At 63.8% G+C, this 23,640-nt stretch carries 15 protein-coding genes; 4 read left to right on the top strand and 11 right to left on the bottom strand.

Annotated features, from left to right (window positions below):
- The first annotated feature begins 159 nt into the window (after window positions 1-159).
- Window positions 160-1,221 carry an NAD(P)-dependent alcohol dehydrogenase gene (locus AC3IX4_RS13770; RefSeq protein ID WP_489261051.1) on the top strand — a complete coding sequence of 354 codons (1,062 nt, stop codon included), beginning with the start codon at window positions 160-162 and terminating at the stop codon, window positions 1,219-1,221.
- Here the strand turns inward: AC3IX4_RS13770 and AC3IX4_RS13775 are convergent, their stop codons facing one another.
- Window positions 1,222-2,106 carry an MBL fold metallo-hydrolase gene (locus AC3IX4_RS13775; RefSeq protein WP_489261284.1) on the bottom strand — a complete coding sequence of 295 codons (885 nt, stop codon included), beginning with the start codon at window positions 2,104-2,106 and terminating at the stop codon, window positions 1,222-1,224.
- A gap of 188 nt (window positions 2,107-2,294) precedes the next feature.
- On the opposite strand from AC3IX4_RS13775, the gene AC3IX4_RS13780 reads away from it, so the two are divergent.
- Window positions 2,295-3,080: a sulfite exporter TauE/SafE family protein gene (locus tag AC3IX4_RS13780; protein ID WP_489261052.1), complete on the top strand. Its 786-nt coding sequence runs from the start codon at window positions 2,295-2,297 to the stop codon at window positions 3,078-3,080.
- 596 nt (window positions 3,081-3,676) lie between these two features.
- Here AC3IX4_RS13780 and AC3IX4_RS13785 read toward each other — a convergent pair.
- The 4 genes from AC3IX4_RS13785 to AC3IX4_RS13800 all read right to left on the bottom strand — a co-directional run bounded on the left by AC3IX4_RS13785 (window position 3,677) and on the right by AC3IX4_RS13800 (window position 7,228).
- Window positions 3,677-4,189 carry a methylated-DNA--[protein]-cysteine S-methyltransferase gene (locus AC3IX4_RS13785; protein WP_489261053.1) on the bottom strand — a complete coding sequence of 171 codons (513 nt, stop codon included), beginning with the start codon at window positions 4,187-4,189 and terminating at the stop codon, window positions 3,677-3,679.
- Window positions 4,190-4,213: 24 nt separating this feature from the next.
- Window positions 4,214-5,554: a cation:proton antiporter gene (locus AC3IX4_RS13790; protein WP_489261054.1), complete on the bottom strand. Its 1,341-nt coding sequence runs from the start codon at window positions 5,552-5,554 to the stop codon at window positions 4,214-4,216.
- Between the two features lie 91 nt (window positions 5,555-5,645).
- A complete protein-coding gene (locus AC3IX4_RS13795; protein ID WP_489261055.1) occupies window positions 5,646-6,179 on the bottom strand; it encodes a cytochrome b in 534 nt (177 codons plus the stop codon).
- The gene (locus tag AC3IX4_RS13800) at window positions 6,176-7,228 is read right to left on the bottom strand and encodes a catalase family peroxidase (RefSeq protein ID WP_489261056.1); all 1,053 of its coding nucleotides are present in this window, start codon (window positions 7,226-7,228) and stop codon (window positions 6,176-6,178) included. Before AC3IX4_RS13800 ends, AC3IX4_RS13795 begins: the two co-directional genes overlap by 4 nt.
- A gap of 127 nt (window positions 7,229-7,355) precedes the next feature.
- Between AC3IX4_RS13800 and AC3IX4_RS13805 the strand changes: the two genes are divergently transcribed.
- Together AC3IX4_RS13805 and AC3IX4_RS13810 are read left to right on the top strand one after the other, a co-directional pair.
- Window positions 7,356-7,865: a sigma-70 family RNA polymerase sigma factor gene (locus tag AC3IX4_RS13805; protein ID WP_489261057.1), complete on the top strand. Its 510-nt coding sequence runs from the start codon at window positions 7,356-7,358 to the stop codon at window positions 7,863-7,865.
- The gene (locus AC3IX4_RS13810) at window positions 7,862-8,614 is read left to right on the top strand and encodes an anti-sigma factor family protein (RefSeq protein WP_489261058.1); all 753 of its coding nucleotides are present in this window, start codon (window positions 7,862-7,864) and stop codon (window positions 8,612-8,614) included. The genes AC3IX4_RS13805 and AC3IX4_RS13810 overlap by 4 nt, the downstream gene beginning before the upstream one ends.
- Before the next feature lie 228 nt (window positions 8,615-8,842).
- Here the strand turns inward: AC3IX4_RS13810 and AC3IX4_RS13815 are convergent, their stop codons facing one another.
- The 6 genes from AC3IX4_RS13815 to AC3IX4_RS13840 all read right to left on the bottom strand — a co-directional run bounded on the left by AC3IX4_RS13815 (window position 8,843) and on the right by AC3IX4_RS13840 (window position 23,636).
- Window positions 8,843-9,625, bottom strand: coding sequence for an N-acyl homoserine lactonase family protein (locus AC3IX4_RS13815; RefSeq protein WP_489261059.1), 783 nt, complete (start codon window positions 9,623-9,625; stop codon window positions 8,843-8,845).
- Between the two features lie 278 nt (window positions 9,626-9,903).
- Window positions 9,904-11,058, bottom strand: a complete 1,155-nt coding sequence (locus AC3IX4_RS13820) for an eCIS core domain-containing protein (RefSeq protein ID WP_489261060.1) — start codon at window positions 11,056-11,058, stop codon at window positions 9,904-9,906.
- Between the two features lie 251 nt (window positions 11,059-11,309).
- Window positions 11,310-16,031: a hypothetical protein gene (locus AC3IX4_RS13825; protein WP_489261061.1), complete on the bottom strand. Its 4,722-nt coding sequence runs from the start codon at window positions 16,029-16,031 to the stop codon at window positions 11,310-11,312.
- A gap of 11 nt (window positions 16,032-16,042) precedes the next feature.
- A complete protein-coding gene (locus AC3IX4_RS13830; protein WP_489261062.1) occupies window positions 16,043-18,406 on the bottom strand; it encodes a phage tail protein in 2,364 nt (787 codons plus the stop codon).
- Complete coding sequence (locus tag AC3IX4_RS13835; RefSeq protein WP_489261063.1) at window positions 18,403-21,075, bottom strand: baseplate J/gp47 family protein; 2,673 nt, start codon at window positions 21,073-21,075, stop codon at window positions 18,403-18,405. Before AC3IX4_RS13835 ends, AC3IX4_RS13830 begins: the two co-directional genes overlap by 4 nt.
- The gene (locus AC3IX4_RS13840) at window positions 21,075-23,636 is read right to left on the bottom strand and encodes a baseplate J/gp47 family protein (protein WP_489261064.1); all 2,562 of its coding nucleotides are present in this window, start codon (window positions 23,634-23,636) and stop codon (window positions 21,075-21,077) included. The genes AC3IX4_RS13835 and AC3IX4_RS13840 overlap by 1 nt, the downstream gene beginning before the upstream one ends.
- Window positions 23,637-23,640 lie beyond the last annotated feature (4 nt).

Here is a 23,640-nt window from a genome sequence, read left to right on the forward strand (position 1 = left end):
TAGACAGTTGCATCATCGCAGATCCAAGCGCAAATGCCGCACGCCAAAGGGCAATGCCGGAGTTTTAGGCATGACACCCGGAGGAATGCTGGTGGGCGCACAGGGTGAGGACCGGGACAATGCGCCGCCTCTACCTTTGTCGCTTTTGCGAGGTTCGCTATGTACACATCCATCGGTTACGCCGCCCAGTCGGCCACCACCCCCCTCGCACCCATGACGTTCCAACGCCGCAGCCCACGGGCAGACGACGTGGCTATCGAGATTCTTTATTGCGGTGTGTGCCACTCTGATATTCACCAGGCACGCAATGAGTGGGGCATCGCTGTCTATCCACTGATGCCGGGCCATGAAATTGTCGGAAAAGTGACCGCAATCGGCGCCAATGTCAGTCGCTACTCGGTGGGCGACCTGGTGGGCGTCGGCTGCATGGTCGACTCCTGCCGTGACTGCCAGGCTTGTCATGCAGACCTTGAACAGTATTGCGAGCAAGGCCCGACCATGACCTACGCCACCCCGGACCGGGTCGATGGCAGCAACACCATGGGCGGCTACTCCAGTAGCATTGTTGTCAACGAGCACTTTGTCGTGCGCATCCCTGCAAGCCTGGACCCCGCCAACGCCGCGCCGATCCTGTGCGCGGGTATTACCACCTATTCACCGCTCAAGCACCACGGTGTGAAGGCCGGGCACAAGGTCGGCATTCTCGGTATGGGAGGGCTTGGCCATATGGGTATCAAGTTCGCCAAGGCCCTGGGCGCTGAAGTGACCTTGTTCACCCGTTCGGCCAGCAAGGCCGAAGAAGCCCGCCGTCAGGGGGCTGACCATGTCATCGTCTCCACAGACCCTGCGCAAATGGCTGCAGCGGCGGGGCGCTTTGACTTCCTGTTGGATACCATCCCCGTGCAGCACGACCTGAACCCTTACCTGGAAACCCTGACCTTCGGCGGTGTGCACATCCTGGTGGGGTTGATCGAGCCGGTAGACCCGCCGATCCACGCCGCCAATCTGGTGCTCAAGCGTCGGGTGATTGCAGGTTCCTTGATTGGTGGCATCGCCGAAACCCAAGAAGTGCTGGATTTCTGTGCCGAGCACGGCATTACCTGCGATATCGAAATGCTCGACATTGAACACATCAACGAAGCGTTCAGCCGCATGATTGCGGGGGATGTGAAATATCGGTTCGTGATCGACATGGCATCGCTCAAGGCCCGTGCTGCGTAACTACAGCGTATCGATCGGCGTTTTCAGATAGCGCACGCCATTGGACTCGGCCTCCGGCATCTGCCCGCCGCGCATATTCACCTGCACGGCAGGCAGCATCAACAGCGGCATGTCCAGGGTCTTGTCGCGGGCTTCGCGCATCAATACGAAGGCGTCCTCGCTCACACCTTCACGCACATGCACGTTGCCCAGGCGCTGCTCGAGGACGGTGCTTTCCCAGGCGATCGGTCGACCGTTCGGACAGTAGTCGTGGCACATGTACAGATGGGTGTCGCCGGGCAGGGCGAGAATTTTCCGGATCGAGCGATACAAGGTGCGCGCATCGCCGCCCGGGAAGTCGCAGCGTGCGGTGCCATAATCGGGCATGAACAGCGTGTCGCCGACAAACGCCAGGGCCGGCCCTTGTTGATGCACCACATAGGTCAGGCAGGTCGGTGTGTGGCCTGGGGTGTGCATGACGGTGATCTCATGCTTGCCCAGCTGGAACGACTGACCGTCTTCAAGCAACACATCGAACTGGCTGCCATCACGCTTGAACTGCTCATCGCAATTGAACAACTCGCCAAACACCTGTTGCAGCCCGACGATCCGGCTGCTGATCGCGACGGTGCCGCCCAGTCGACGTTTAAGGTAAGCCGCTGCACACAAATGGTCGGCATGCACATGCGTTTCCAGAATCCACTGCAGCGAGGCGTCGAGTGCCTGGATGCGGGCGATCAACTCGTCAGCCGCCTTTGTACGACTGCGACCAGACTTGGGGTCGAAGTTCAGCACGCTGTCGATCACCGCGCACTGGCGCGTTTCCCGGTCCATCAGCAAGTAACTGAAGGAGGAGGTCGAGGGGTCCAGGAAACATTCCAGTAGTAGTTGATCGTCACTCACCAGGCAGATCTCCGCACAGAGGCTTGATCAAGCATGGTACAGAATGGCCAGGTTTACAGCCCGCCTTGTGTAATGACGCCAATGCACGTTGAGCATATGAAGTTGGTTATAAATTTATGTCATAACGATATAAGTGCTTATAAGAATTATCGCTATGCTGCGCGCCTGCAGACGATTTTTAGGGCATATCGATGGACTTCGGTAATCTGGGTTTTGTACTGGCTGGGTTGATTGTCGGATTTATCGTGGGCATGACAGGTGTCGGTGGCGGCTCGTTGATGACGCCCATCCTGTTGTGGTTCGGGATCAACCCCGCCACTGCGGTCGGCACGGATTTGTTGTATGCAGCCATCACCAAGTCGGGCGGTGTGCTGGTGCACAAGAAAAACAACAACATCGATTGGAAGATTACCGGCTGGTTGACCGCCGGTAGTGTCCCGGCGGTACTGCTGACCCTGTGGTTTCTCAGCAGCCTGGGCGAGGCGCCGGATGCGTTGAACTCGGTGATCAAGCAGGCGTTGGGTGTCGTATTGCTACTGACGGCCCTGGCGATCCTGTTCAAGAAGCAGTTGCTGGCCTTCGCCCAGAAGCATGCCGGCGACCACTACCATCTGAGCGATGCCAAACTCAACGCATTGACGGTGCTGACCGGCCTGATCCTGGGCACGATGGTGGCCTTGACCTCCATCGGTGCGGGTGCGCTAGGCACGGTAGCCCTGTTTGTCCTGTATCCATTCCTGGCCACCAAGCGCCTGGTGGGCACTGAAATCGCCCATGCGGTGCCCTTGACCCTGGTGGCGGGCCTGGGCCATGCAAGCATGGGCAACATGGATTGGCACCTGCTGGGTTGGCTGCTGATGGGGTCGTTGCCAGGGATTTACATGGGCAGCCACCTGACCGGCAAGGTGCCCGATGGCGTGTTGCGACCTTGCCTGGCGGCGATGCTGGTGATGATCGGGGCCAAGCTTGCGTTCTGATTGTTTCCGGCACACCGGACACATCAGTCAGACCGCGTCACCTTCATCGCAGGCAAGCCTGGCTCCTTCACAGCCCATACGCCATGCGGGGTGTAGGAGCCAGGCTTGCCTGCGATGGCCATAGGTATCTACACAACTCTGGGGCAGCGCGGCTCTTGTAGCCGCTGCCGAGGTACGAGGCTGCGATCGGCGGCGAAGCCGTCGTAAATTCAGGCCCTTCGGCGTGCCTGATGGATTACGGTCTCAGGTTTTACGGCCGCTTCGCTGCCGATCGCAGCCTCGTACCTCGTCAGCGGCTACATTCGTAGCAGTACGCCAAAAGATGTGTAGATACCTATGCTGCGATGGCCATAGGTATCTACACAACTCTGGGGCAGCGCGGCTCTTGTAGCCGCTGCCGAGGTACGAGGCTGCGATCGGCGGCGAAGCCGTCGTAAATTCAGGCCCTTCGGCGTGCCTGATGGATTACGGTCTCAGGTTTTACGGCCGCTTCGCTGCCGATCGCAGCCTCGTACCTCGTCAGCGGCTACATTCGTAGCAGTACGCCAAAAGATGTGTAGATACCTATGCTGCGATGGCCGCACCGCGATATCCGATCAAAGCAACGAACCCCTGCGCTCATGCGCGAGCAACCAGCGTTTGCGCTCGATGCCGCCGCCATACCCGGTCAAGGCCCCGGTACTGCCGATGACCCGGTGGCACGGCACCACCAGGCTGATCGGGTTCAGTGAGTTGGCCAGGCCCACCGCACGGGCCGCGCCAGGGCTGCCGATCTGTTCGGCGATCTGGCCATAACTGCGGGTTTCACCCGCCGGTATGGTACGCAGGGCATCCCAGACCTTGCGCTGAAATGTCGTACCGCCCCCGTCGATGGCTAACCCATCCAAGGCCTGCAGGTCTCCTTCAAGATAGGCGAGTAGCACAGTGCTGATGTGCCCAAGCCCGTTGCTTGCAACCCACCGAACCTGTTCCCCGAATCGTGCCCTCAACAACCGCATCAAGCGCTCGTGTGGTTGATCGAAATCCAGCGCCACCAGCGCCTGTTCATTGGCCACGATCAAGATAGGCCCCATCGGCGCAGGCCAGTCGATTTGAGAGAACAACAGCAAGGCAGGCTCCTTTATTGGGTCATGCTAGGGCGCGCGATGGCGCTCATAGTACGCCAACATGGGCTGGGTACTCAGGCCATGGACCAGAATGCTCAAGGCTACCACTGAAAGCGTCAGGTCGATGGCAACATTCGCGGTGGCGGGCGCCAGCCCATGGTTCATCGCGAAAAACAGGTAGTACAGGCTACCAATGCCACGAATGCCGAACCAGCCTATCAACAGACGCTGCTTGAGATTGAGCAACGAACCCCAGGGCAACAGCAACACACTCAGCGGCCGCACCAGGCAAAACAGGGCCAAGCCTGCGAGCAGTGCCTGCCAGTTCCAGTGGCTGGCAACCACCACCCCTAGCAGCGTCACCAACAACACCTCCATGGCACGCTCCACCAGGCTGCCGAAGGCAAGCATATCGCCCATCATGATGCCCGCGGCAACCTGGGCATCCGGCAGGTTCTCGATGTCGCCATGCACGGCGTTTTCGGGGGCCGCGTCAAGATGCCCCGCAATCGGCTGGGCCAGATGTTCGGAAGGGGTGTGGGGGTCGCCGGTGAACTTGACTTCCGCCTGGCGCAGGCCCAGGCCTGCCGCAAATACCGACAGAAAACCATAGGCCTGCAGCCAATCGGCGAGTACATAGGCCAAGGCGATCAGGGCAAGGCCCAGGTAGTCGTTGGGCGACAGGGTACTGTCGTCGTTCCTGATACGCAGTGCCAGGGTCAAGCGGCCCAGCCACTTGCCCATCCAGTAGCCGATCAGAAGCCCGGCCGGTACAGCCCAGAGCAGGCTGTACAGCACCCAATCGAGGATCCATCCTTCATCGTTGCCGCCATGCTGCAAGGCCAACAAGCCCAGCAGAACGAAAGGGAAGGCGATGCCATCGTTGAGCCCCGCTTCGCCAGAAAGCCCAAAACGCAGGCGGTCGTAGTCGCCGGCATGATTGACTTGAACAAGCCCGGCCAGCACGGGGTCGGTGGGTGCCAGGATTGCACTCACCAACAACGCCTGGGGCCAACTCAACCCCAGAACACTGTGCAGCACTGCACACAGGCCCAGAATACTGAGCACCAGGACCGGGCCCGCCAGCCCGAAAGACACGCGCCATTGCCGGTGCTTGAGCGGCAAGCGCAGTTTCAGGCCGCTGACGAACAGCGAGAACAGCAACGCGACCTCGGTGAGGTGTTCCATCCATTGCGCGCTGTCCTTGAGATCAAGGTGCAGCACCCCCAGGCCTGCCGAGCCTATACCCACCCCCAGTGCCAGGCATACCGCCGAGGTGGTCACCGGCATCCAGCGCAAGTACGAGGAGGTCAACGCAAGCGTCAGCAGCACGGCACCCAGCGCCGCCACCCAGAGAGTGAAGCTCATGATCGGACCCTGCCTCGTGTGACGCCCCCGTGAGCATTCGAGGCGCGCTGCGGGGCAGAGGTTCCTGCTGACCGATCACTGCCGGCTCACGCTAGCCTCGAGTCCCAGGCAACATACTGCGCAGCACACCGTCACGGCGTATCAGCCCATGGAACAGCGCTGCCGCCAGGTGCAACAAAACGGTGGCGAACAGCAGGTAGGCAAGCCAGCTGTGAAGCGTTCGAAGCGGCGCATACAGCGTGAGGTCATGGGGCAGCAGCGCCGGCAGTTGCAGCGGGATCGGGTAACCCCCGGCCGAAAGCATGCCCCAGCCAATCAATGGCATGGCAAGCATTAAACCGTACAACAACAGATGCGAGGCCTTCGCCGCCCAGCGCTGGGCTGCTGGCATATCGGTTGGCAGTGGCGGCGGGGCGAAGGTCAAGCGGGTGACAATGCGTACCAGCACCAACACCAGCAGCGCCAGGCCAATGGCTTTATGCAGGCTGATCAGCAGGGTATGGCGAGGTGAAAGGTCGATGACCATGCTCACGCCAACGAACAGCATGGCCAGAATCAGCACGGCCATCAGCCAATGCAGCAGGCGGGCGAGTGGATGGAAGCGAGTGGACGGGGTGCGGTTCATGGCTTGGCTCCCAGGCTTGCGGCCTCGCGGCTGCGGCGGTTGAACGATTCGGAGTAGGCGGCTGAACGGGCAGCGAGAACCGGGTCGTCAGAGGGTTCGATGCCGCTTGGCAGAATCAACGGGTCGAAATTCAGGTCTCGGCAGGCGCCCTGTTCAGGGGCTTCGACCTGCTCGATCACCAGCGTGCCAGCCTCCACTTCGCGCCGCTCGGCAGGCCATGGATGAGAGGGGTCATCGACCGGGTCACCAGGCTCGGCCAGGGTCAGTAACAGCTTCCAGCGCAGCGGGGCCTGGGCCAGGCGGTGCGCAAGATCGTGCTGCAGGAAATCCTTGTCTTCGACCTGGGCGGGCAGTGGGGCGAACGGCGTTTGCGGGGCCATGCGCCAGCGCACATAGCGGGCGGTGCCCTGGGCGTCGATCAGGCGAAAGGCATTGATGCTGTGATAGGTGGTGCTGGCAAAGCTATCCGAGGCCTTGTAGTCCTTGGCCCACTGGCGAAAAGGCGCGCTTTCCGGATGCTTGGCGAAAAACGCCGGCATCTTCGTCGGGTCTGGCTTGCCGGTGGCGGGGTCTGGAACCATGGCGAGCATCTGCTCGTAGAAGGCTTCGGCCGTTCCGACAGCCAGCACGGGCGGGTTATTCATGCCGCTGCGCCAGTGCTGGCCATCGTCGGTGCTAAATTCCACGGCAAGGCTGCGAACTGGCACATTGGTATCGGCGCTGGCGGGGTTGGCGCCACCGATGGCGAAGCGGCCGATCACCGGGACCTTGGGTTGGCTGAACACTCGGGCGCGAGACAGCGATTCGGCCAAGCCACTGCTTTGGAAGTAACCGCTGACACACAAGCCCTTGGCGTGGTTTTTTCGATAGCCAGGATGGTGCCCGGCCTGGGACTCGAAGGTGTCGATGATTTGATTAGGCGTCAGGCGATCTGGGCCGATCCAGCCGGCAGCGTAGGCAAAGCCGGCTCCCAGGGCGGCGACGCTCAGGCCGATGGCGGACAGGCGTAACACAAGGGCGCGACCTTGTAATGGAGTGCTCATGGGCATTGACCCGGTCAGTGAATGAGCCAGTACGACGTTGCTGCGCCGACTTTATTCCACGCATCGGGGAATAAAGTTGGGGCTTGGGCGTCTGCCTCTTACACTGACCGCCTGCAGGCCCAGATTCCTGACTATGAATGACCTCAACGACGATCAATTGCGCGACATGCTCCAGCGCCTGCGCCGCTTTGCCTTGTGGTTGACCCGCGAAGCCAGCAGCGCTGACGACCTGGTCCAGGCCACCGTAGAGCGCGCCCTGAGTCGTCGCGCGCAGCAACAAGGCGACGACAGCTTGCGCCCTTGGCTGTTCTCGATCCTCTATCGACTGTTTCTGGACAGCAAGCGCCGCGAACGCCGGCATGCCCGCTGGCTGGCCTGGTTCGGGCGCGAGGAAGCAGTGGGCAGCAACACCGAGGACATCGTCCTGGCCGAGTCGGGCCTGGCTGCCTTTGCCCAGTTGTCGGCCGAGCAGCGGGCGTTGCTGTTGCTGGTGACCGTCGAAGGGCTGGGCTACAAAGAGGCCGCCCAGGCCCTGGATGTCCCCATTGGCACGGTCATGTCGCGCTTGTCGAGGGCACGTGCGGCACTGCGTGAACTGGCCGAGGGCAACACACCGCCCCCAGCACTGCGGAGGTTTAAATGAGTCGCTTGATCCCATCTGAAGAAGAATTGCATGCCTATGTCGACGAGCGTCTTGAACCTGGGCGTCGGCGCGAAGTAGCACTGTACCTGGCCGCCAACCCGGAACAAGCCGCGCGCATCGAAGGTTGGCGTAACGACGCCCGGCAACTGCGCACGGCCTTGGCCGGCTTTGCTGAGCATCCTTCCAACCCACGCCTTGATCCGCGTAATGTCCGCCGTCAGTTGCGTCAGCGTCGGCAGCAGCGCTGGGCGGTGGCGGCCATGTTACTGGTAGCGCTGGGCATTGGCGGGGCAGGGGGCTGGCAGGCTCGGGAGTCGAGCCTGTTGGCCAACAGCCCGCCGATGGCCGACGCCGTGCAAGCCCACCGTTTGTTCGCTCACGCCTCCAACCTTGACCTTGCGGCGCAGCGCCCGGCGCAGCTGCAGGCCTGGCTGGCCGAGCACTTTCGCCAAGCAACCCCGTTGCCGGATCTGTCGGCCTACGGGTTCACGCCTGTCGGTGCTCGGCTGCTGAGTAATGAACAAGGGCCTGCGGCCCTGTTGCTGTTTGAAGATGCCAAGGGCGAACGGATCAGCCTGTTCCTGCGTTCCCCCAGCGAGCACAACGCGCGAATGCCCCGTGGGCAGCGGGTCGAGGGCCAGTTGCAGGCCCGGTACTGGTCCGAGGGGGCCTACAACTATGCGTTGGTGAGTGATGCTGGCGACAGCCGGGCCGAACAGGTGCGGCAGGTGTTGGATATTGCGCTATGAGGCCGGGCAGTCGCATGAAGTGCGACAGGCCCTCCGGTGCCTATGACTAGGGCGTAACCCCTGAAAACCCATGACAAAAATCAGTAAAAACGGTCAGACCGTTGAGAATCAGTCGGTACGGCCCCGGCCATGCCCGACACAAGTTCGAGCCGCCGAGCAGTTCTGCACCCGCCAATCCAATTACCCGGATACTCGGGCGCTCCCCGGGCATAGGTTGTCGGCGCAACCTCAGTCCCGCCACAGCGGGAACCTCGGCAAGCTTTGGTAGAAGGCCATATCGTGGTTAGGCCAGAGTTGCGCGTCTTCGTCGCGGGCCAGCGCGTTGAGCTTGCGGATACTGGCGAGGGCCAGCGCTTCGTTGTCTTGCCAGCAGTAACCGGGGGCGATTTCCTCCGTCAGATTCTCGTTGAGATCGGCGGCGTCGCCGCAGAGGATCACCGGTCGGCCTTTCGGTAACTCGATGAACAACGACATATGCCCGGCGGTGTGGCCAGGGCTGGAGATGGCTTGGACGCCTGGGGCGACGGTGTATTCGCCAGTTTGCAGGCGCCATTGATCGGCATTGGTCAGTTCGTCGGCAAACACCCCCTCATCCAGGCCGGTACGCGCGGCCGCCAGTTCGTCGGCGTGCAGATGCACCTCGCAGCCCGGCAAGTCGCAGATGCCGCCGGCGTGGTCGAAGTGCAGGTGGCCGATGAAGACCACATCGATATCGGCTGGCGTCAGACCCAATTTCGCCAAATAGCGCGGGATGCGCTGCTCTTCATGCATGGTGGGCGGCTCGAACTGAGGGCGCATCGGCTCGAAGTACTGCTTACTCAAATTGGGATCGGCCACCTTGCGGTAGTCGCAGCCGACGTCATAGAGAATGCGGCCGTTGGGTGTCTCGATCAGGTACGCGAGGATCGGCGCTTGAATGAACTGCCCATGGCCGCGCCCGCGGGTCGACACGGTCTTCTCATAACGGTGGGTGCCCGTCAGCAGGGGCCAAAGCTTGAGAGCACGAGACATGGTGAATTCCTCGCGACACGGAGCCTACGAAAGCTGTGGCTTCATCGGCGGCAGATGGCAGTGGCGAACGAGGCCTCTGAGGGACTGGCGCTAGTCCGCTGTAGTTGAACTCCCTTCGGGTGGGAAAGGCGGTCCCGGGCTTGAGCCCCGTCGCCGCGATCTCCTTGTCCATGCGGGCGTAGTGGCTGAGCGTTGTACAGGCGTTGCGTGAGGCAATGCCTGCGCGAACAGTGGTCGAAGCATTCCCAACTCGTACGGCCGTGTACGTTCGTCATCGGTCAAGGGCATTTGGTTTTTTCGCAGGGGTTCGCATTCCAGGAGGTGTTACCCGTTTTCTTCCGATGGCAGCACAGATCGTCCAGCACCGAACTGGTGTAGGTCACCGTCACCGTCGTCACGCCGATCCGCGAGTGGTGATTGAGATCGCGAATCGTGGACTGGGTGTCCAGGTGCACGCAGGCATGTGATCCCATGTCGAGTGGCCCCTCGTGAATGGCTTGAACGCCCTTGAAGAAAATTGCGTAGTTCATTGTGCCGGCGCCACTGGCGGAGTAGCGCGCCCCCTTGCCGGACTTGGCGACCGGGTCTTTCAAATTGCCGAGACCGATGTTCTGGGAGTCCGTGTAACCCAGGCCTTCCAGCCGCGTGACCTTGGAAGCCTTCACACGGTCGGTCAAACCAATGCCGAGCATGGTGGAGCCGCCTGTAATCGGCAGCACGACATCGGCCAGGACCTTGCTCGATTTGGCGCTGTATTTGGCGGTCAGGGTCCCGGTGGGCATGCGGGGTTCCAGTTGTCCCGCGGATTTCGCGTCCTTCTTGTGCCCCTCGTCGACGACGGCCTTGTTAAACTCAATGGTGATGGTGTCGACCCAGGGTTGTGTTTTCGGGTCCGTGAGCGTTTCTTTGGCTCCTTCGAAAGCGATCGTGTCCTTGCCCTTGCTGCGGTATCGGGAAAGCGTGCGATTCACGCCTGCAGATGAGGATCCCGTCGAGCCGGTTTGCTGGACGACATGGGTCAGCTCATGGGCGATCAAGTGCTTGCCGGCTACCGATTCGGGCGCGTACTTGCCGGCCCCAAACACCAGGTCGCGCCCCACCGCGTAGGCGTCGGCGCTGACTTCATGGGCCGAGCGTTCGGCCAGGCTGCCAAGGTGCACCTGTACATCGGAAAAGTCGTAGCCGAAACGCTGCTGCATATCCTGTTGTAACGCCGGTTCCAGATGCCTGCCGGGGCTCGCCAGCGTCTGGTCCACGCTGTCAGGTACTGCAACTGTTCGCCCGGTGGCTTGTCCTGCGAAGCGCTGGATACCTGATGACACTGTGCTAACGGCAGGCACTGCGGACGTTGCCATCACCTCATCGGCCACCCGATCCGCTTCCCGCTCGTAACTATCCCCCGGTGCGCTGATTGCCAGTTTCGTTTGAATCAACGAAGACTCTAGGCAGCGTGGACAGGAGCCACCGCAGGCACATCGACCGGCTTTGGGTTGCAGGAGCGCCTGGTTCTGCCCTTGGGCCGACCGCCTCATGATCATTGGCGCATGCTGCGAAACACGCCCCTGCGAGGGTGCGCGCGAGTGTTCTGGTGGTTGGAATACCTGGCCCATTGGGTTGTCTCCCGAACTGATATGCCGCCGGCCGTGTCACAACCAACGTGGCCGGCGGTCAGGTGGCAGTAGACTCATTTTTTCTTCGGCGTGGTCGTCTTCGGTGTGGCCTTCTTCGCGGTCGAGCGGGGCGTGCGGGTCGGGGTCGGCGGCGATTGGCCGAGCACTTGTTTCGCCAGTTCGATCAGTTTCTCCGCCTTTTCTGCGCTACCGACGATCTTGATCAGGGTCCTCGGGTTGGCTTCAAGGAGCCCTTCAACGTCGACGATACCGCCTTTGGTCAGCTGTTTGCGCGTCGCTTCATCGAGATTGAGCTTGTCGAGCGGGGTGCGCACGCTGGGCTGCGGTGTCGGTTCAGGTGTCGGTGTTGGTTCCGGTGCTGCTGCCTCCGCCGGCGTTCCGTAAATGACCGTGCCGCTGACGGCCACCGACTTCGGCACGACGCGAACCGGCACCATCAGTGCAACTTGCAGCGCAACACCGGTACTGATGTGCTGTGCAGTCTTGTCACGCAGTACTTCAATACCAGCGGGGTCTGTGAGACGTACGTACAGATCGCCCGCTTTGCTCAGCCTGGCAGTTTCGGCGTTGTCATAGGCGGCGCTGAAATAACCTGAAGCGTCGGTGCGGCCGACAGCTCCAACGAGCGTACCGTTGGCGCCCATCAGTTCGACCGAGTGTCCGGCCAGGCCCTGGTCACGGTCGTTGACCACGCGGCCGCTGAAGGTCGAGCCACCGTCAGGCGTGACGGGTACGCTCATGGCGAGGGTGTCCGCGCTGGTGGCCAGCAAGCGACCGATCTGCGCACCGGCCGCACCCCGGGCGGCCAGCGCGAGGCTGGCGGGATGGTCGGCACCGTGCTTGGCGGCCATGCGCACTGCTTCGACCTGGTAGGCGCGGGTTGTAGCCACCTGGGTCGAGTTGATGTGATTAAGTGCCTGGGCTGTGGTCTGCTGCGTCAATGTCGCCAGCTCGGCCGAGCTGAACGCGTTTTGCGACAATGTACCGCCGAGCTGATCGGCATTGGCGGCCAGCACGTTGACCAGGAAGCGGCCGATGGCGGACGGTTCGGGGAACAGCCGATTGCACATTTGCGCGTCAAGCACCTGATTGGGCCGGTCCACCGTCGGCAGCGGGTTGGACCCCGCCGTCGGCTGAGCGACGATGCAATGGTCGGCCTGATTGAGCGCTGTCGTGTTCATGCGCATTGCCATCGTCAACAGCGAAATCGTCTGCGTGACGTCTTCGCGCAAGCGCGACGCGGTTGCGCGCACACTGTCGGCCATCAGTACCGCGTTGGCGAAGAAGGGATCGCCGCGGTAGACCGCTGAGGTGTTCGAGGCATACCCCAGGTCGTCCACTGCCAGCAGCGCCTGCGAGGTAATCGAGCGGTTGAACAACCCCAGACGCACGTAGTTGTCGTCGAATATCGTTTCACCGCCCGGCAGCGCCTGTTCGGCGGCCACGGCATAGCGACCCTTGGTGGCGGTGGAGTCGAACGCAAGGTAAGCGCCGAACCTGCGCGCCAGCAGGCGGTGGATACCGCCGAGGTTGAGCAGCAGGACGCCGCCCACGGCGGTATCGAGGAAGCCGAACAGGCCGCTGAACTCGCTGTTGAAATGGTTGTTGACCACCGACACAGGGCCAAATGCGTAGGCCGTCAGCGCGCGGCCGGCTGGCTGGTCGACGCGGTTGTCGTGCACGCGCAGCGCGGCGTTGCGCCCGCTGGAGGTCGACAGCTGTGTGGTCAGCGCCCCCGCGAAGCGGATGTAGAGGCCGCCGCGGATGCCGGCGTTGCGCTTTGCCTCGTAGTCCATGGTGGTAGCGCCGTTGGCGGTGAGCACGTTGTCGGTGATCTCCAGGTTATCGCCATAGCCGACGAACACGCCGCACACTGGATCGGCGGCGCGCGGACCATTCTCGTAGACGTGGTTGCCGCTGATCACTGCCGATTCAACGATCGCCAGCGAAACGCCACCGCGACCGATGAATTGCGCGTCAGCCAGTAGCGCCTCGGTAAATGGGTTGCGCAGGTTGTGGTGCACGCGGTTGTTGAGGATCACGAGGTCGCGCACCAGGTCGGTCGCGCGCAGCAGGGATGTCAGTGCGAGACTGAGGAGCGCCGCGTCGATGAAAGTGAGCAGTGCGGCCTTGGGGTCGTTGGTCGGGATCGTCTTCGTCGGGTCGGTAATGACGATGCCGGTGCGCAGCGCGAAGCCGATGCCCGACAGCCCCATCATCGCAATGTCGTTGGCCTCGATCGTGATCGCATGGAGAAAGCCGCGCGTTGTCGTCCGGCCACTCGGGGCGAGGGTGACTGCGTTGACCAGCATTCTCTCGTTACGCGCCTCGGTAACGCGCAGCACCCGGTACTGCGGAGCCACGAGCGTGTAGGTGCCAGGGGCGGTCTTGATGCTGGCCATGCCTTGCGCGTCGCTGCGGTCGGAGGCTTCGGTCGCGGCTTTGAGGTAGAGGTCGACGTCGGCCAGCGGCTTGCCCTGCTCGTCCTGCACCAGGGCGAGGAATTGGCCATTGTCGGTGACAGTGACGGTCGCCGGTGGTGGCGGGTCCGCCGCCGCGGTGAGAGCGATGCGTGGCTGGTTGGGCGCGGGTGGCGTTGGCGCCGGATCGAGGTCACCCCCCAGGGTGATGCCGTTGCCGGCGCCGCCTACGATGGTGTTCTCCAGAATGCGTACACGCTCGGAACCGGCGCGCACATGGATTCCGCCAATGGCGCGGTATGGCTGCCTGGGCAGTATTTGGGTGATCAGCAGGGCCCACACCGAGAAGGCATGGAGCCGCACCAGTCGAGGGAATTTATAGAGGATTTCCGGCCGTGCACAAGGGTCGGCCGGGTCGCGGGTGGGGTCCTCGTCAGGCTGTTCCGGCTTGTCGGGTGTCTCGTCGATGAAGGGCAACAGCAGCAGCGCGTTGCGCTCGATCAACACATCGTCGGCGAGCACAGAAATCGTCGCGCGGCCGTCGACCGTGTCCAGCAGGTGCAGGCGATTGCAGGCGATCGTGAGCTCGGCGGCGTTGCTGGCGCGGATCGCGTTGGTGCGCGCAATCATGCGGTTGTCGTGGATGCGCACATCCTGGCATCTGTCTTCGCTGCTGCCGTCGATGCTCACCGCGATGGCGTCGAAGTTGACCAGGTCGAGCTCGCAGACCTCGATGCCGACGCAGTCGATGAGGTGCAGGATCGGCTGGGCGCGCGTTTCGGTGCGCGGCAGCACCATCGAGCGCCAGCGGCAGCCGTGGATCTTGACGTTGCGCCGGCCTTCCAGGCGCAGATTGGCGCGGTGCAGACCCGGCAACAGGCATAGCTCTCCGCCAGCCGCCGGCAAATGCGCGGCGGCCTCTTCGAGCGAGTTGAAGTCGCCGAAGCTTGACACGCCGTCGCCGATCAGGAAGGTGCAGCAGGTTTTCTGGTTGGTCAGAGGGCGAAAGTGTTTGCGGCAGTCCTCGATCGAACCACTGATCGTGGTGTTGCGGTGCCCCGTCCAGTTGATTTCGGCCAGCGGCACGCGGTGATAGACGATGCCCACGGGTGGGGCGTCGTCTATCAGCATCTGCGGATTGGCGATCTCGCCGGCGCGTACCGTGAAGGTCCAGTAGTCACTCGGCCGGTAGTTGCCGGCGGCGGCTGCGTCGAATGCGAGGCGAATGCCGTCGCGCAGCTCCAATGGGTTGGCGACGTCGGGGAAGGCGCCGATGTCGGCGATGCCATTCCACAGGCGCAAGAACACCGAGTCAGTGGTCGCCGGCAACGTGCCGAAACTGGGCGGGGAGGCGAGTTCAAGGTCGTGGTCGGTGTTGAGGGTGGCGATGGTGCCATAAACCACGGTCCAGGCGCCGATCAACTCATCGTATTGCAACGCCTCGAGGTAGAACTCGGTCAGGCCGGAGTTGACGATGGCCGCGCGACCGGCGTCGATGATCACGCGATCGGGATCGGTCGTCGCGTCGAAGCGGCCGCGTCCGGTCAGGCCACCGTTGCATTGGCTCCATTTGAATCGCGGCGCCGTTGCAGGCGGCACGTCGGCGATTTCAATACGGTACAGGCAGTGCTCGAAGCCCGTGTATCCGCCACCGCCGACCATTGGGCAGTCGCCAGCGATGGCCACCACCGGCGCGAGCGAAACGCTAAGGCGCCCCTTGGCTGACGGGTCGTCGTGCAGCTTGGCGAGGACACTCGTGCAGTCTTCACCGTCAGTCAGGCGCAACAGGCGAACGCGGAAATTGACGAAGGCGCGCTCGGCGGTGTCCGGCCCGCCCAACGCCGGTTCGATCAGGCGTTGCGGGTATTGGAAACCGTGCAGCGCTTCTTGCGAAACTTCCAGAATTACCGCGTCGCGGATGCCGTTGTCGATTTGCGTCGGGGTGGGCAGCGGCATCGACAATGGTGGCCCGAAGTAGGTCGCGAGCCGCACCACCGGCGCCAGCGGGTCGGGTGTCATGCCCGCCAGCCGAGTGAGGATGCCGTCGGCCCAGGCGCGACCGGGGCGCAGCAGTACGTGCACCTCGCCATTGACCACCGCCGCCGATTCGACCCGAAAACCCTGCGGCTCGCTGGCCGGCACCGCGCACACGCCGGCGCCGATGATGTCGCGCCCGGCCTGGCCGCTCCAGCCGAGTTCGAGCAGTTCGCCCTCGGTCAGGTCGGCGTCGCTCATCACGCGGCCCTGCTGATGCAGTACACCGCTGAGGTTGCGCAGGACACCCTGGGCCGGCGGGTTCACCCCGCGTTCGTGCTCTTGAGGGTCGAAATTGAGTATCGAGAAATCACCTTGCATGGCGTCCTCCGTTACGTGAAAGGTATCAGTAGCGGCCTCACGCCCACCGGCATGAACTCCCGTAGCCGCACTTGCAAATTGGTCCATTTGTGCGCTTCGAGCAGAAAGCCAAAGGCGCCCATGGCATCGTCGTCAGGCCCGAGTTCGCGCACACGGCGGTCGGTTTCGCGCCGTAGCTGCGCATAGCCTGGGTCATTGAAGCGTTCGGAGGTGACCATGACGCGCGCGTCCGGCGCATACACACAGAAGTGGTTGGGTGGCAAGCGATCGTCGCCGCCGCTGAAGACACTCCATTTGATGCAGCCGTGCTGGTTGTCCAGCACTTCAAAGCGTTGCGTGAATAGGCCGCCCAAGCCGCCAACGGCGGCCACGCGCACCGGACCGAAGCAGGTCAGGCCGGAAAAATCCAGGTCGGCAGCCCAGCCCTTGAGCGGATCGCTGGCGGCGCTGATGGCGAACAGACCGGTTGGCGCGGTGGTGAAGCCGAGGCCGGCGTCGATGATGCTGTCCTGGATATCGAGGCGGTAGCGTGAGTCGACGGCGATAGCGCCGGTGATCGAGCGCTGGATCACGATATCGGGCGTGCGGACGAAGGCTTCGACGTCGATGGGGTCGCTGAAGCCGTAACCGTCGATCAGCCGCAGCGCGGGCTGCATCGGTGCGCGGCTGCCGTCGCGCAAGCTGTGGCCGCCGGGGGCGAGCGTGCAGCCGATGATCTCCAGGCGCGCCAGCGCGACGCGGTTGATCAGCGCCTGGCCGGCGGGGAAGGGTGCCGCTTCGTCCGCCGCGAGGTACAGGCCCTCGAGCCGCACCTGTGGCGTTGATAACGTGGTGCCTGCAGCGGTGAGCGGACGCAGCGACAAGGGTTGTGCCAGTAGCAGGATGGGCCGGTGCTCGCCAGCGGCGCGGATCGTCAGCGACTGCGTGAGGCGCAGTGAGTGGGTGCCGTCGACGGCGGTGCCGGACAGCAGCGCAAGGTCGATGCGGTGCATCAGGCTGTCGTTGATCTCGATGACTACGGGTCCGGTCGCAGCGTCCAGTCCATCCAGCGCGGCCTGTAGCGTGATGCAGCCGGTGGCTTCACCGACTTGACGCAGCTCCATTGCAGGCTCGGGCGCCGGGAAGTGGCGCGACACCGGGTGCGCGCCCACCGGCCCGGCAGCGCCGTAGGTGAAACTGGTGTACAGGCGCGACATCAGGGCGCCGTTTTGCGAGACGATCAGCTCGTTGGCCTGCGCTTGTGAATCCAGGCCGATCAGCACGCGACCGATGTCTGGGTCGATGACGATCTCGCCGAGACGCAACGGCCGGCGCAGGCCGGTTTCCCAGCCACACAGGTTGTCGCCGCGAAACAGCCACTGCCATTCGCTGAGCGGCGCCGGCGGCAGCAGAAGCGGCGCCAGCGACTGCGGCATGAACAGGTGCAGCCCGACGTCGCCGAGGTCAAAGCCGGTCGGTGGCGTGATGTCTGCGTTGTAGAAATCGACCTGTACATAGGCTTCGGCATGGCCCGCGGGCGTCTGGCTGGTGAGACGCGCGTCAAGCATCGGGGCGGGCACGGCATCGGCTTCGGTCAGCGGCGAGATGACGCCGCCTGAGGTACCGGGGCGCAGGAAACCAGGGCGGCTGGTGTTGAACAGGCGTACCGGGATGTCCAGCGGATGCAGGTCGAAGCGTAGCGCGAACTGCGCCAGGCCGGCCGGTTGGGAGCCGAGGTCAATGGCACCCTTGGCCAGCGGCAACACGCACGGCAGTCGGTAGGCCGCGAGCCGCCAGAGAAAGATCGCGAGGTTGGGCAGGTTGATAGGGCGCGCACCGTTTTGAGCAGGCTTTACGTCGGCGGTGTAGGCGAAAGTGTCGAACGGCGTACCGAGCAGCGCCAGCGCGGCCGGGTCGCGAATCGGCGCGGTACCGCCACGCGGGATATTGAAGCGCGTCAACGTCGGGACACCGTAAGGCGGCTCGCCGCCAGCATCGGGCCGCTGGTGGTTGAGGTGCTGTGTCCAGCCGAGATTCTCTCGCAGTTCGACGCTGCGACAGGCCCAGCCAGTGAGGTTGACCGCGAGCCGCTCGATGGCGCCGAGTGTGCCCTTGCGCCGTCGCAAGGCGATGGTGTCGGCCACGTCGGCGCGCAAGGTACGCGGGTCACCTTTCAAGTGTGTGGTGCCAAGCAGGTCCGCCAGGTAGGGGATGACCCAGTCGTCGCAGGTGTCGATGAACAGGTCTTCGTAGAGCTGCGCGATATTCGCGTGCAGGGCACCGAACGGCGTTTCTACCGCGGCGAGGTAGGCGCGCAGCTGGTTCGGCGGTACCACCTCGGCGTCGCGGGTGCGATAGATCTCGGGCAGGCGCTCGTACAGTGGGACGGTGGTCATGCGCATTCTCCCGCCGAGGGCTCGGCGACCGAGGTCAGGGTGAAGTGCTGTGCAGCGAGCTGAAGCAGTTCGTGTGCGCTGCATGGCAGCACCTGCGCCGCCGGCCGGGGTGCGGGTGGCAGTGAAAGCGTGGAGGGATCAAGGACGCCGGCGGTGAACAGGCCCAGCCCGGTGACCTTGCACCACAGCACCCCGGTCACATTCTGCAGTCGCCCTTCGATGCGGCTGGCGTATTCGCGCTCGCCGAGCCGCCGCGCGTGCAGGCCGAACAGGCCGTTGCGCTCATGCGCGGCATCGCCGGCCAGGCCGAGGGCGGCGCGCAGGGTGGTCTCGACGTCTTCTTGCCGGTAGCTCGGGTCGCGCGCATAGCTGAGGTCGACGAAGGCATGGCGCAGCAGCGCCTGCTGCACCACCAACGGAAAACGGTCCGGCCCACGGCAGCGCTGCGCGTGCGCCAGCGTTGCCCGGACCTCGGCGAACTCGGCTTCGCGCCCGCCTTCCAGGAGCACGCGCAGGATCACCGCTGGCACACCGGCATACAGATCCCAGGCGGCGGCTGCGGTGACCACGCCTGCCACGCCAAGCGTTTCGGTTTCGTAATCTTCGATGCTGACCAGACGCCCCAGGCTCTGAACCTTACCTGGCGCTGCTTCGCGCGCTTTCTCGCCGTCCTCCGGCTCGGCGCCACCTGAGACAATGCCGGCCAGCGACACTTTGTCGAAACCGGGTGGCCGCTCGCTCGCAGTCGGCGTGGCTCCGGGCTTGATCGCACCAAAGGCGCCGACGCCGCTGCGGTAGACAGCGACCACGTTCTTGAGCCCCGATGGCAGGCGCGCGCCGGTTTCGCCGTCGCCAAACTGTACGAAGCTGCGGCCCTGCGCGTCTTCGCGGACGATGTAGACCTGCGCTTGTGGCCCCCGGCCATAGAACGTGTCGGTCCGCGTCCACAGGCGTCCGTCGACCCAGACCTCCAGTTCGGGCGTCTGCGGCGGGATGCCGCCGGCAGACAGGAAGTAGGTCAGTGGCGATTTGGGTAGTGCAAAGGTTTGCCACTGTTGCCGGTGATCGCCGTTGCCGAGCACCGCGTCGTGTTCGGCCTTGCCTTGCGACGCGTCGACCAGGTTGCCGAATACCGTGACGCTGGGCGCGGCCTCGTCGAAATCAGCGCGGGTGAAGGGGGATGGCGGGCGGTCAAAGGTCAGCGGCCACATCTTCGTCACGTCCGGCGTTGGCGTGGTGAAGCTGGCGAGGCTGTTGGTGCAGACCAGTTCGACGCTGCGGCCGTCGGGATGGGCAAAATACAGCCGCCGCCCAGCCAGCGCTCGGGCTTGCGCAGCGGTGCCGTAGTAGTACAGCGCTTCGCTGCCACTGGCGAAACTGCCTTGCGCTGGCGTCATCGACGGACGCAGGGTGAGCGCCGGGCTCTTGACCTCGTGCAAGCGCATTTCGCGGATGTCGCCGATCTCGGTGACAATCGATGGGTTGGGTATCAGCTGGTTGTCAAGCTCCAGGATTGTCGATGGGCTTGCAACGTTTCCCCATTGCAGCGCACCCGCCCGCGAACCGATGACTTTGCGGGTGACGACGAATGGCACCGGCGTTTGTTGGCCGTCGAAACGCACCTTGCCCTGGACGATCAGCGTGCCACCGGTGGCGAAGTCGGACACTTCCTGGTCGAGCGGCATGTCGGTCTTGGCAAGCGAGGTGTACCACGCGGTGTCGAAGCCGTAGGTCGACGGGTTGTAGTAGAGAAAACGCTCGAACTTCGTATTGCTCGAGGTCGAACCGGTGATCGTGCCGGAGGCATCGATCAACGGTGCCAGCAGGGCGGCCGGTGCGTTATGGCCGAAGTGGCGGAAGGTGCGGCCAAGGCGCCAGGCTCTCACAGGCTGCAGCCACGAGGCGATGAGCGGCTTATCGAGGTCGATGATCACGCGACCCAGCGTGCGCGTGATGCTGGCTACTGTGACCACCTGCGGCGCCTGCTGCGTTGAATAGGGCGTGCCAGGTGCACTCCACATCTGTTCGTCGGGTACACACATCAGGCGGTCGCCGGGCTTGATTGCGACGCTGGCGAGGCTGGTCGAATCAGTGGCGCCGTCTACGCCGGCGAGTTCAATGCGTGCACTGCCGGCGGCAATGGTCGGAAGGTAGTGGCGCGCACGGTAGAGGTTGAACCGGCCGAGGTGGGGCCAGGCATTGAGCTCGGTGTCAGTCTGAAAATCCGCCGGTGTCGCCAGGTCCACCAGTTCGGCCTTGACTGCAAAGCCCGCGCGGATAACCACGGGCTGGTCGCCGCGCGCCTCGAAGGCGAGTGTGGCGCGCCCGCCGATGCCCGGCGCCAGGCGGTAACCGGTGAGTCGCACCAATTCGGCCACGCTCTCGCGCCAGGCGGCAGTGCGCAGGTAGGCCTCGTTGGCGTAATGCTCCTGGTAGAAGCTGAGAATGTCGCCGAGGATGGCGGCGCCTTGCAGCAGGGCGATGCCGGGGTCGTCGGCCTCGCGATGGGTCCAGGCGGCAAGCTCGGGCGCGGCGTCGATGCTGCGGGTCATGGTCTCGACGAAGTCGGCGTAGCGACCGATGCGGTAGGCAATGCGCGGCAGGCCGGGGCGATTGTCGGCGCGGCGCGGGAAAATGAAGGGGTCGATGATCAGCGGATTGCAGGACATCAGCGTCTCCCACCTTGCACGTCGAAGCGGATCAGTCCGCGTTCGAGGTGGTCAGGGTCGTTGGCCAGCAGGACGACCTCGTCGAAACCCATCTCCAACAGCTCCGCGCCGGGTACGCCGGGATGCGGGGCCGAGAAGCGCTTGATGGTGATGCTCACCACGTGCTTGATGCCGGCGATGCGGTGGATACGACCTTCGATTGTGCTGCGGTGCAGTGCCTGGCCGAAGGTCCATTGGTCCGGGTGGAAAAAGCCGCGCCGCCCGTCCGAGGTCCAGGTGTCGGAGAATTCCTGCTCCAGCAAGAAACGCAGGTCTTCACACCAGTAAGCTTCGTGCGCGCAGACCATCACGTGGATCTCCAGTGGCACGTAACGCGGCGGGCGCAGTTCGAGGTCCTCGCCGATCAGACGAACCGCTTCGAGGTGATCGGCGAGGCGTGGTTGCAGCTCGTCCCACAATGCGTCCGAGCGTGCGTCGCCGAGCGCGGTGAAACCGGCCGGGTCGATTGCGATGCGTACCGTGCGCCAGCTACCGGTCCAGGCGTAGCGCGCCACCGCGCGCGCTACGCCGCTCACTTCTTCGGCACGTTTTACATAGTCTGCCAAGGTGATCGCCCGGAGCTGGCGCGCGCGAAAGGCCTCGGGCGCGTTACGGCGGATGCGTTCGGCCGGCTCCGGGTCGCGACCGTCGGTGACGTCGAATGGATTGGTTACGGTAACCACGGCGCCCATCAGTACACCGGTCAGCGGTGCGTGGTTGATCAACTGGTCGGCGCCGATGTTGCCGGCATGCCCCCCGCCAATCTGGTACTTGGTGCGCACCACCGCACCGCTGGGCAAGAGGCGACCGTTGCTGCCGTTACCCATGCGCAGCACGCTGCGCTGGTGTTCGTCGGTCTCGACCATGAAGTGGTCACCGTTTTCCGCCGAGTCGTCGCTGTGCACCAGGCTTTCCACCTCGTTCCAATCGTCGTGCGGCACACCCGGGGCTTTGACCCGCACCCATAGCGTTGAACGCGCCGGCTCCTCGCCGTTCGGCACACCGCCGTGGCGGGGTGGCAGGTAGGCGAGCGGGCCGTCGTCGGGTAGTGCGGCGAGAACCCAGTCACGGCCATCGCCGTAGCGGTCCATGCGCTGGTAGTGGCGGTGTTTTATCGCCGCGCTGTCGCTCGGCAGCAGGGTGCCCGGCTCGTGGAAGTGCACTTTCTGCGGTCGACCCGCGTGCACCGGCAGCAGGTTGCCGTAGAAAATCGATACGTCGGCCACTGTCTTGGGTGGCGGACCGGGGCAGAAGGTGGTGAAGCTGTAGTCGAAACGCAGCGCATCTTCCTCACGCCAGTTCACCCGTACGAGCCAGGTAGTGGTCAGCGGATCGAAGAGGCTTTCGGCGCCGCCGCGATCGACGTCGTCACCGGGCACCAGCCTTAGCAACTGGAGCTTGGCCCGATGCCGGCCGGGTTTTTTGCCGGTCAGCGGGTTCAACTCCTCGGCGATCAGGACTTCGCGCCACTGGCCGACGCGCACCAGGTCACGCAATGCATCGGCCTCTGCCTGCGAGGCAAGGCCCGTAAACGGTACGATGTCTGCGCTGGTACTGCCGGCGGCCAGGGCCGGCTGCGCGTTGCTCCAGGTATGCAAGCGCAGGCGGTTGAGCAGTGGATCGAGGCGCTGGCGTTGCGCAGAGAGGAGCCGCCGCTGGCGGCTGGCGAAGAACACTGCATCTTGCATGGCCGGTGCGTCGCCGGTCCAGGTCAGCAGTTCCTGATCGTCCAGGGTGAAGGGTACATGGCCGGCCACCACCTGCAGCGACAGCCAGGTGCTCGCCTGGTTGCCCTCGTGCAGGTGGTAATCGACGAGCCGGGCATGACGGGCGAGGGAAACGCGCTTGCGCGTGGTCGCCAGATAGGCCTCGGCCATGACGCGGTCCTGGAAATCGCTCAGCTCGTCAGCGGCGGCGGCGAACAGGTCGATCAACACCTGGTCGTGGTCCGCCTCGCTGGTACTTGTCCATCCCGGAACACGCTCGGCCATCGCTACCATCAGAGTGTGGCGCAATGAGTCGTAGTCCTTGGCCAGATAATCGATTGCCGGACTGGGCTGCGGCGGGCGACCGGGTTGCAGTGGGGCACAGTCGTTGGTGAAGCAGCCGGGGCGGAACTTGAAGCCGATGCAGCTGAAGAACGGATCGATCAGGCTGGCATTCCAGACCAGTTCGAGGCTGTAGGTCGAGTAGTCGCCAACCGGTTCTATGCGCAGCGCCAGGCGGGTCGCGTCGATGCCCGTCACCGAGGTGACCTGGACTTGCCCCGACGCGCTGCCAGCGACGATGCGCGCGCCGCCGCGAATGCGCAATATCTGGCGTGCGCGCACCGGGTCGCCGCCGATGTCGGTGAGGATCGCCGCCACGTGCAGGCCGTTGAAGAACTGCAGTTCGACATTGGCATGGTCGGGGTTCGGTCCTGTGGGCAACGACACCAGCGCGAGCTTCAGACCGTCGAGACCGTGGCTCTGCAACTCGTGCGCGCGAACGTCGACCTGATCGGGAAAGGCTATGGCAGGCATGGAA

The sequence above is a fragment of the Pseudomonas sp. KH_021 genome (genome assembly GCF_057838865.1).

What these genes read in the sequence shown, in the direction of transcription:
- AC3IX4_RS13840 (WP_489261064.1), bottom strand. Translation starts at nt 23,636, where the DNA reads ATGCCTGCCATAGCCTTTCCCGATCAGGTCGACGTTCGCGCGCACGAG.
- AC3IX4_RS13780 (WP_489261052.1), top strand. Translation starts at nt 2,295, where the DNA reads ATGGACTTCGGTAATCTGGGTTTTGTACTGGCTGGGTTGATTGTCGGA.
- AC3IX4_RS13795 (WP_489261055.1), bottom strand. Translation starts at nt 6,179, where the DNA reads ATGAACCGCACCCCGTCCACTCGCTTCCATCCACTCGCCCGCCTGCTG.
- AC3IX4_RS13830 (WP_489261062.1), bottom strand. Translation starts at nt 18,406, where the DNA reads ATGACCACCGTCCCACTGTACGAGCGCCTGCCCGAGATCTATCGCACC.
- AC3IX4_RS13800 (WP_489261056.1), bottom strand. Translation starts at nt 7,228, where the DNA reads ATGCCCATGAGCACTCCATTACAAGGTCGCGCCCTTGTGTTACGCCTG.
- AC3IX4_RS13835 (WP_489261063.1), bottom strand. Translation starts at nt 21,075, where the DNA reads ATGTCCTGCAATCCGCTGATCATCGACCCCTTCATTTTCCCGCGCCGC.
- AC3IX4_RS13770 (WP_489261051.1), top strand. Translation starts at nt 160, where the DNA reads ATGTACACATCCATCGGTTACGCCGCCCAGTCGGCCACCACCCCCCTC.
- AC3IX4_RS13815 (WP_489261059.1), bottom strand. Translation starts at nt 9,625, where the DNA reads ATGTCTCGTGCTCTCAAGCTTTGGCCCCTGCTGACGGGCACCCACCGT.
- AC3IX4_RS13805 (WP_489261057.1), top strand. Translation starts at nt 7,356, where the DNA reads ATGAATGACCTCAACGACGATCAATTGCGCGACATGCTCCAGCGCCTG.
- AC3IX4_RS13825 (WP_489261061.1), bottom strand. Translation starts at nt 16,031, where the DNA reads ATGCAAGGTGATTTCTCGATACTCAATTTCGACCCTCAAGAGCACGAA.
- AC3IX4_RS13810 (WP_489261058.1), top strand. Translation starts at nt 7,862, where the DNA reads ATGAGTCGCTTGATCCCATCTGAAGAAGAATTGCATGCCTATGTCGAC.
- AC3IX4_RS13790 (WP_489261054.1), bottom strand. Translation starts at nt 5,554, where the DNA reads ATGAGCTTCACTCTCTGGGTGGCGGCGCTGGGTGCCGTGCTGCTGACG.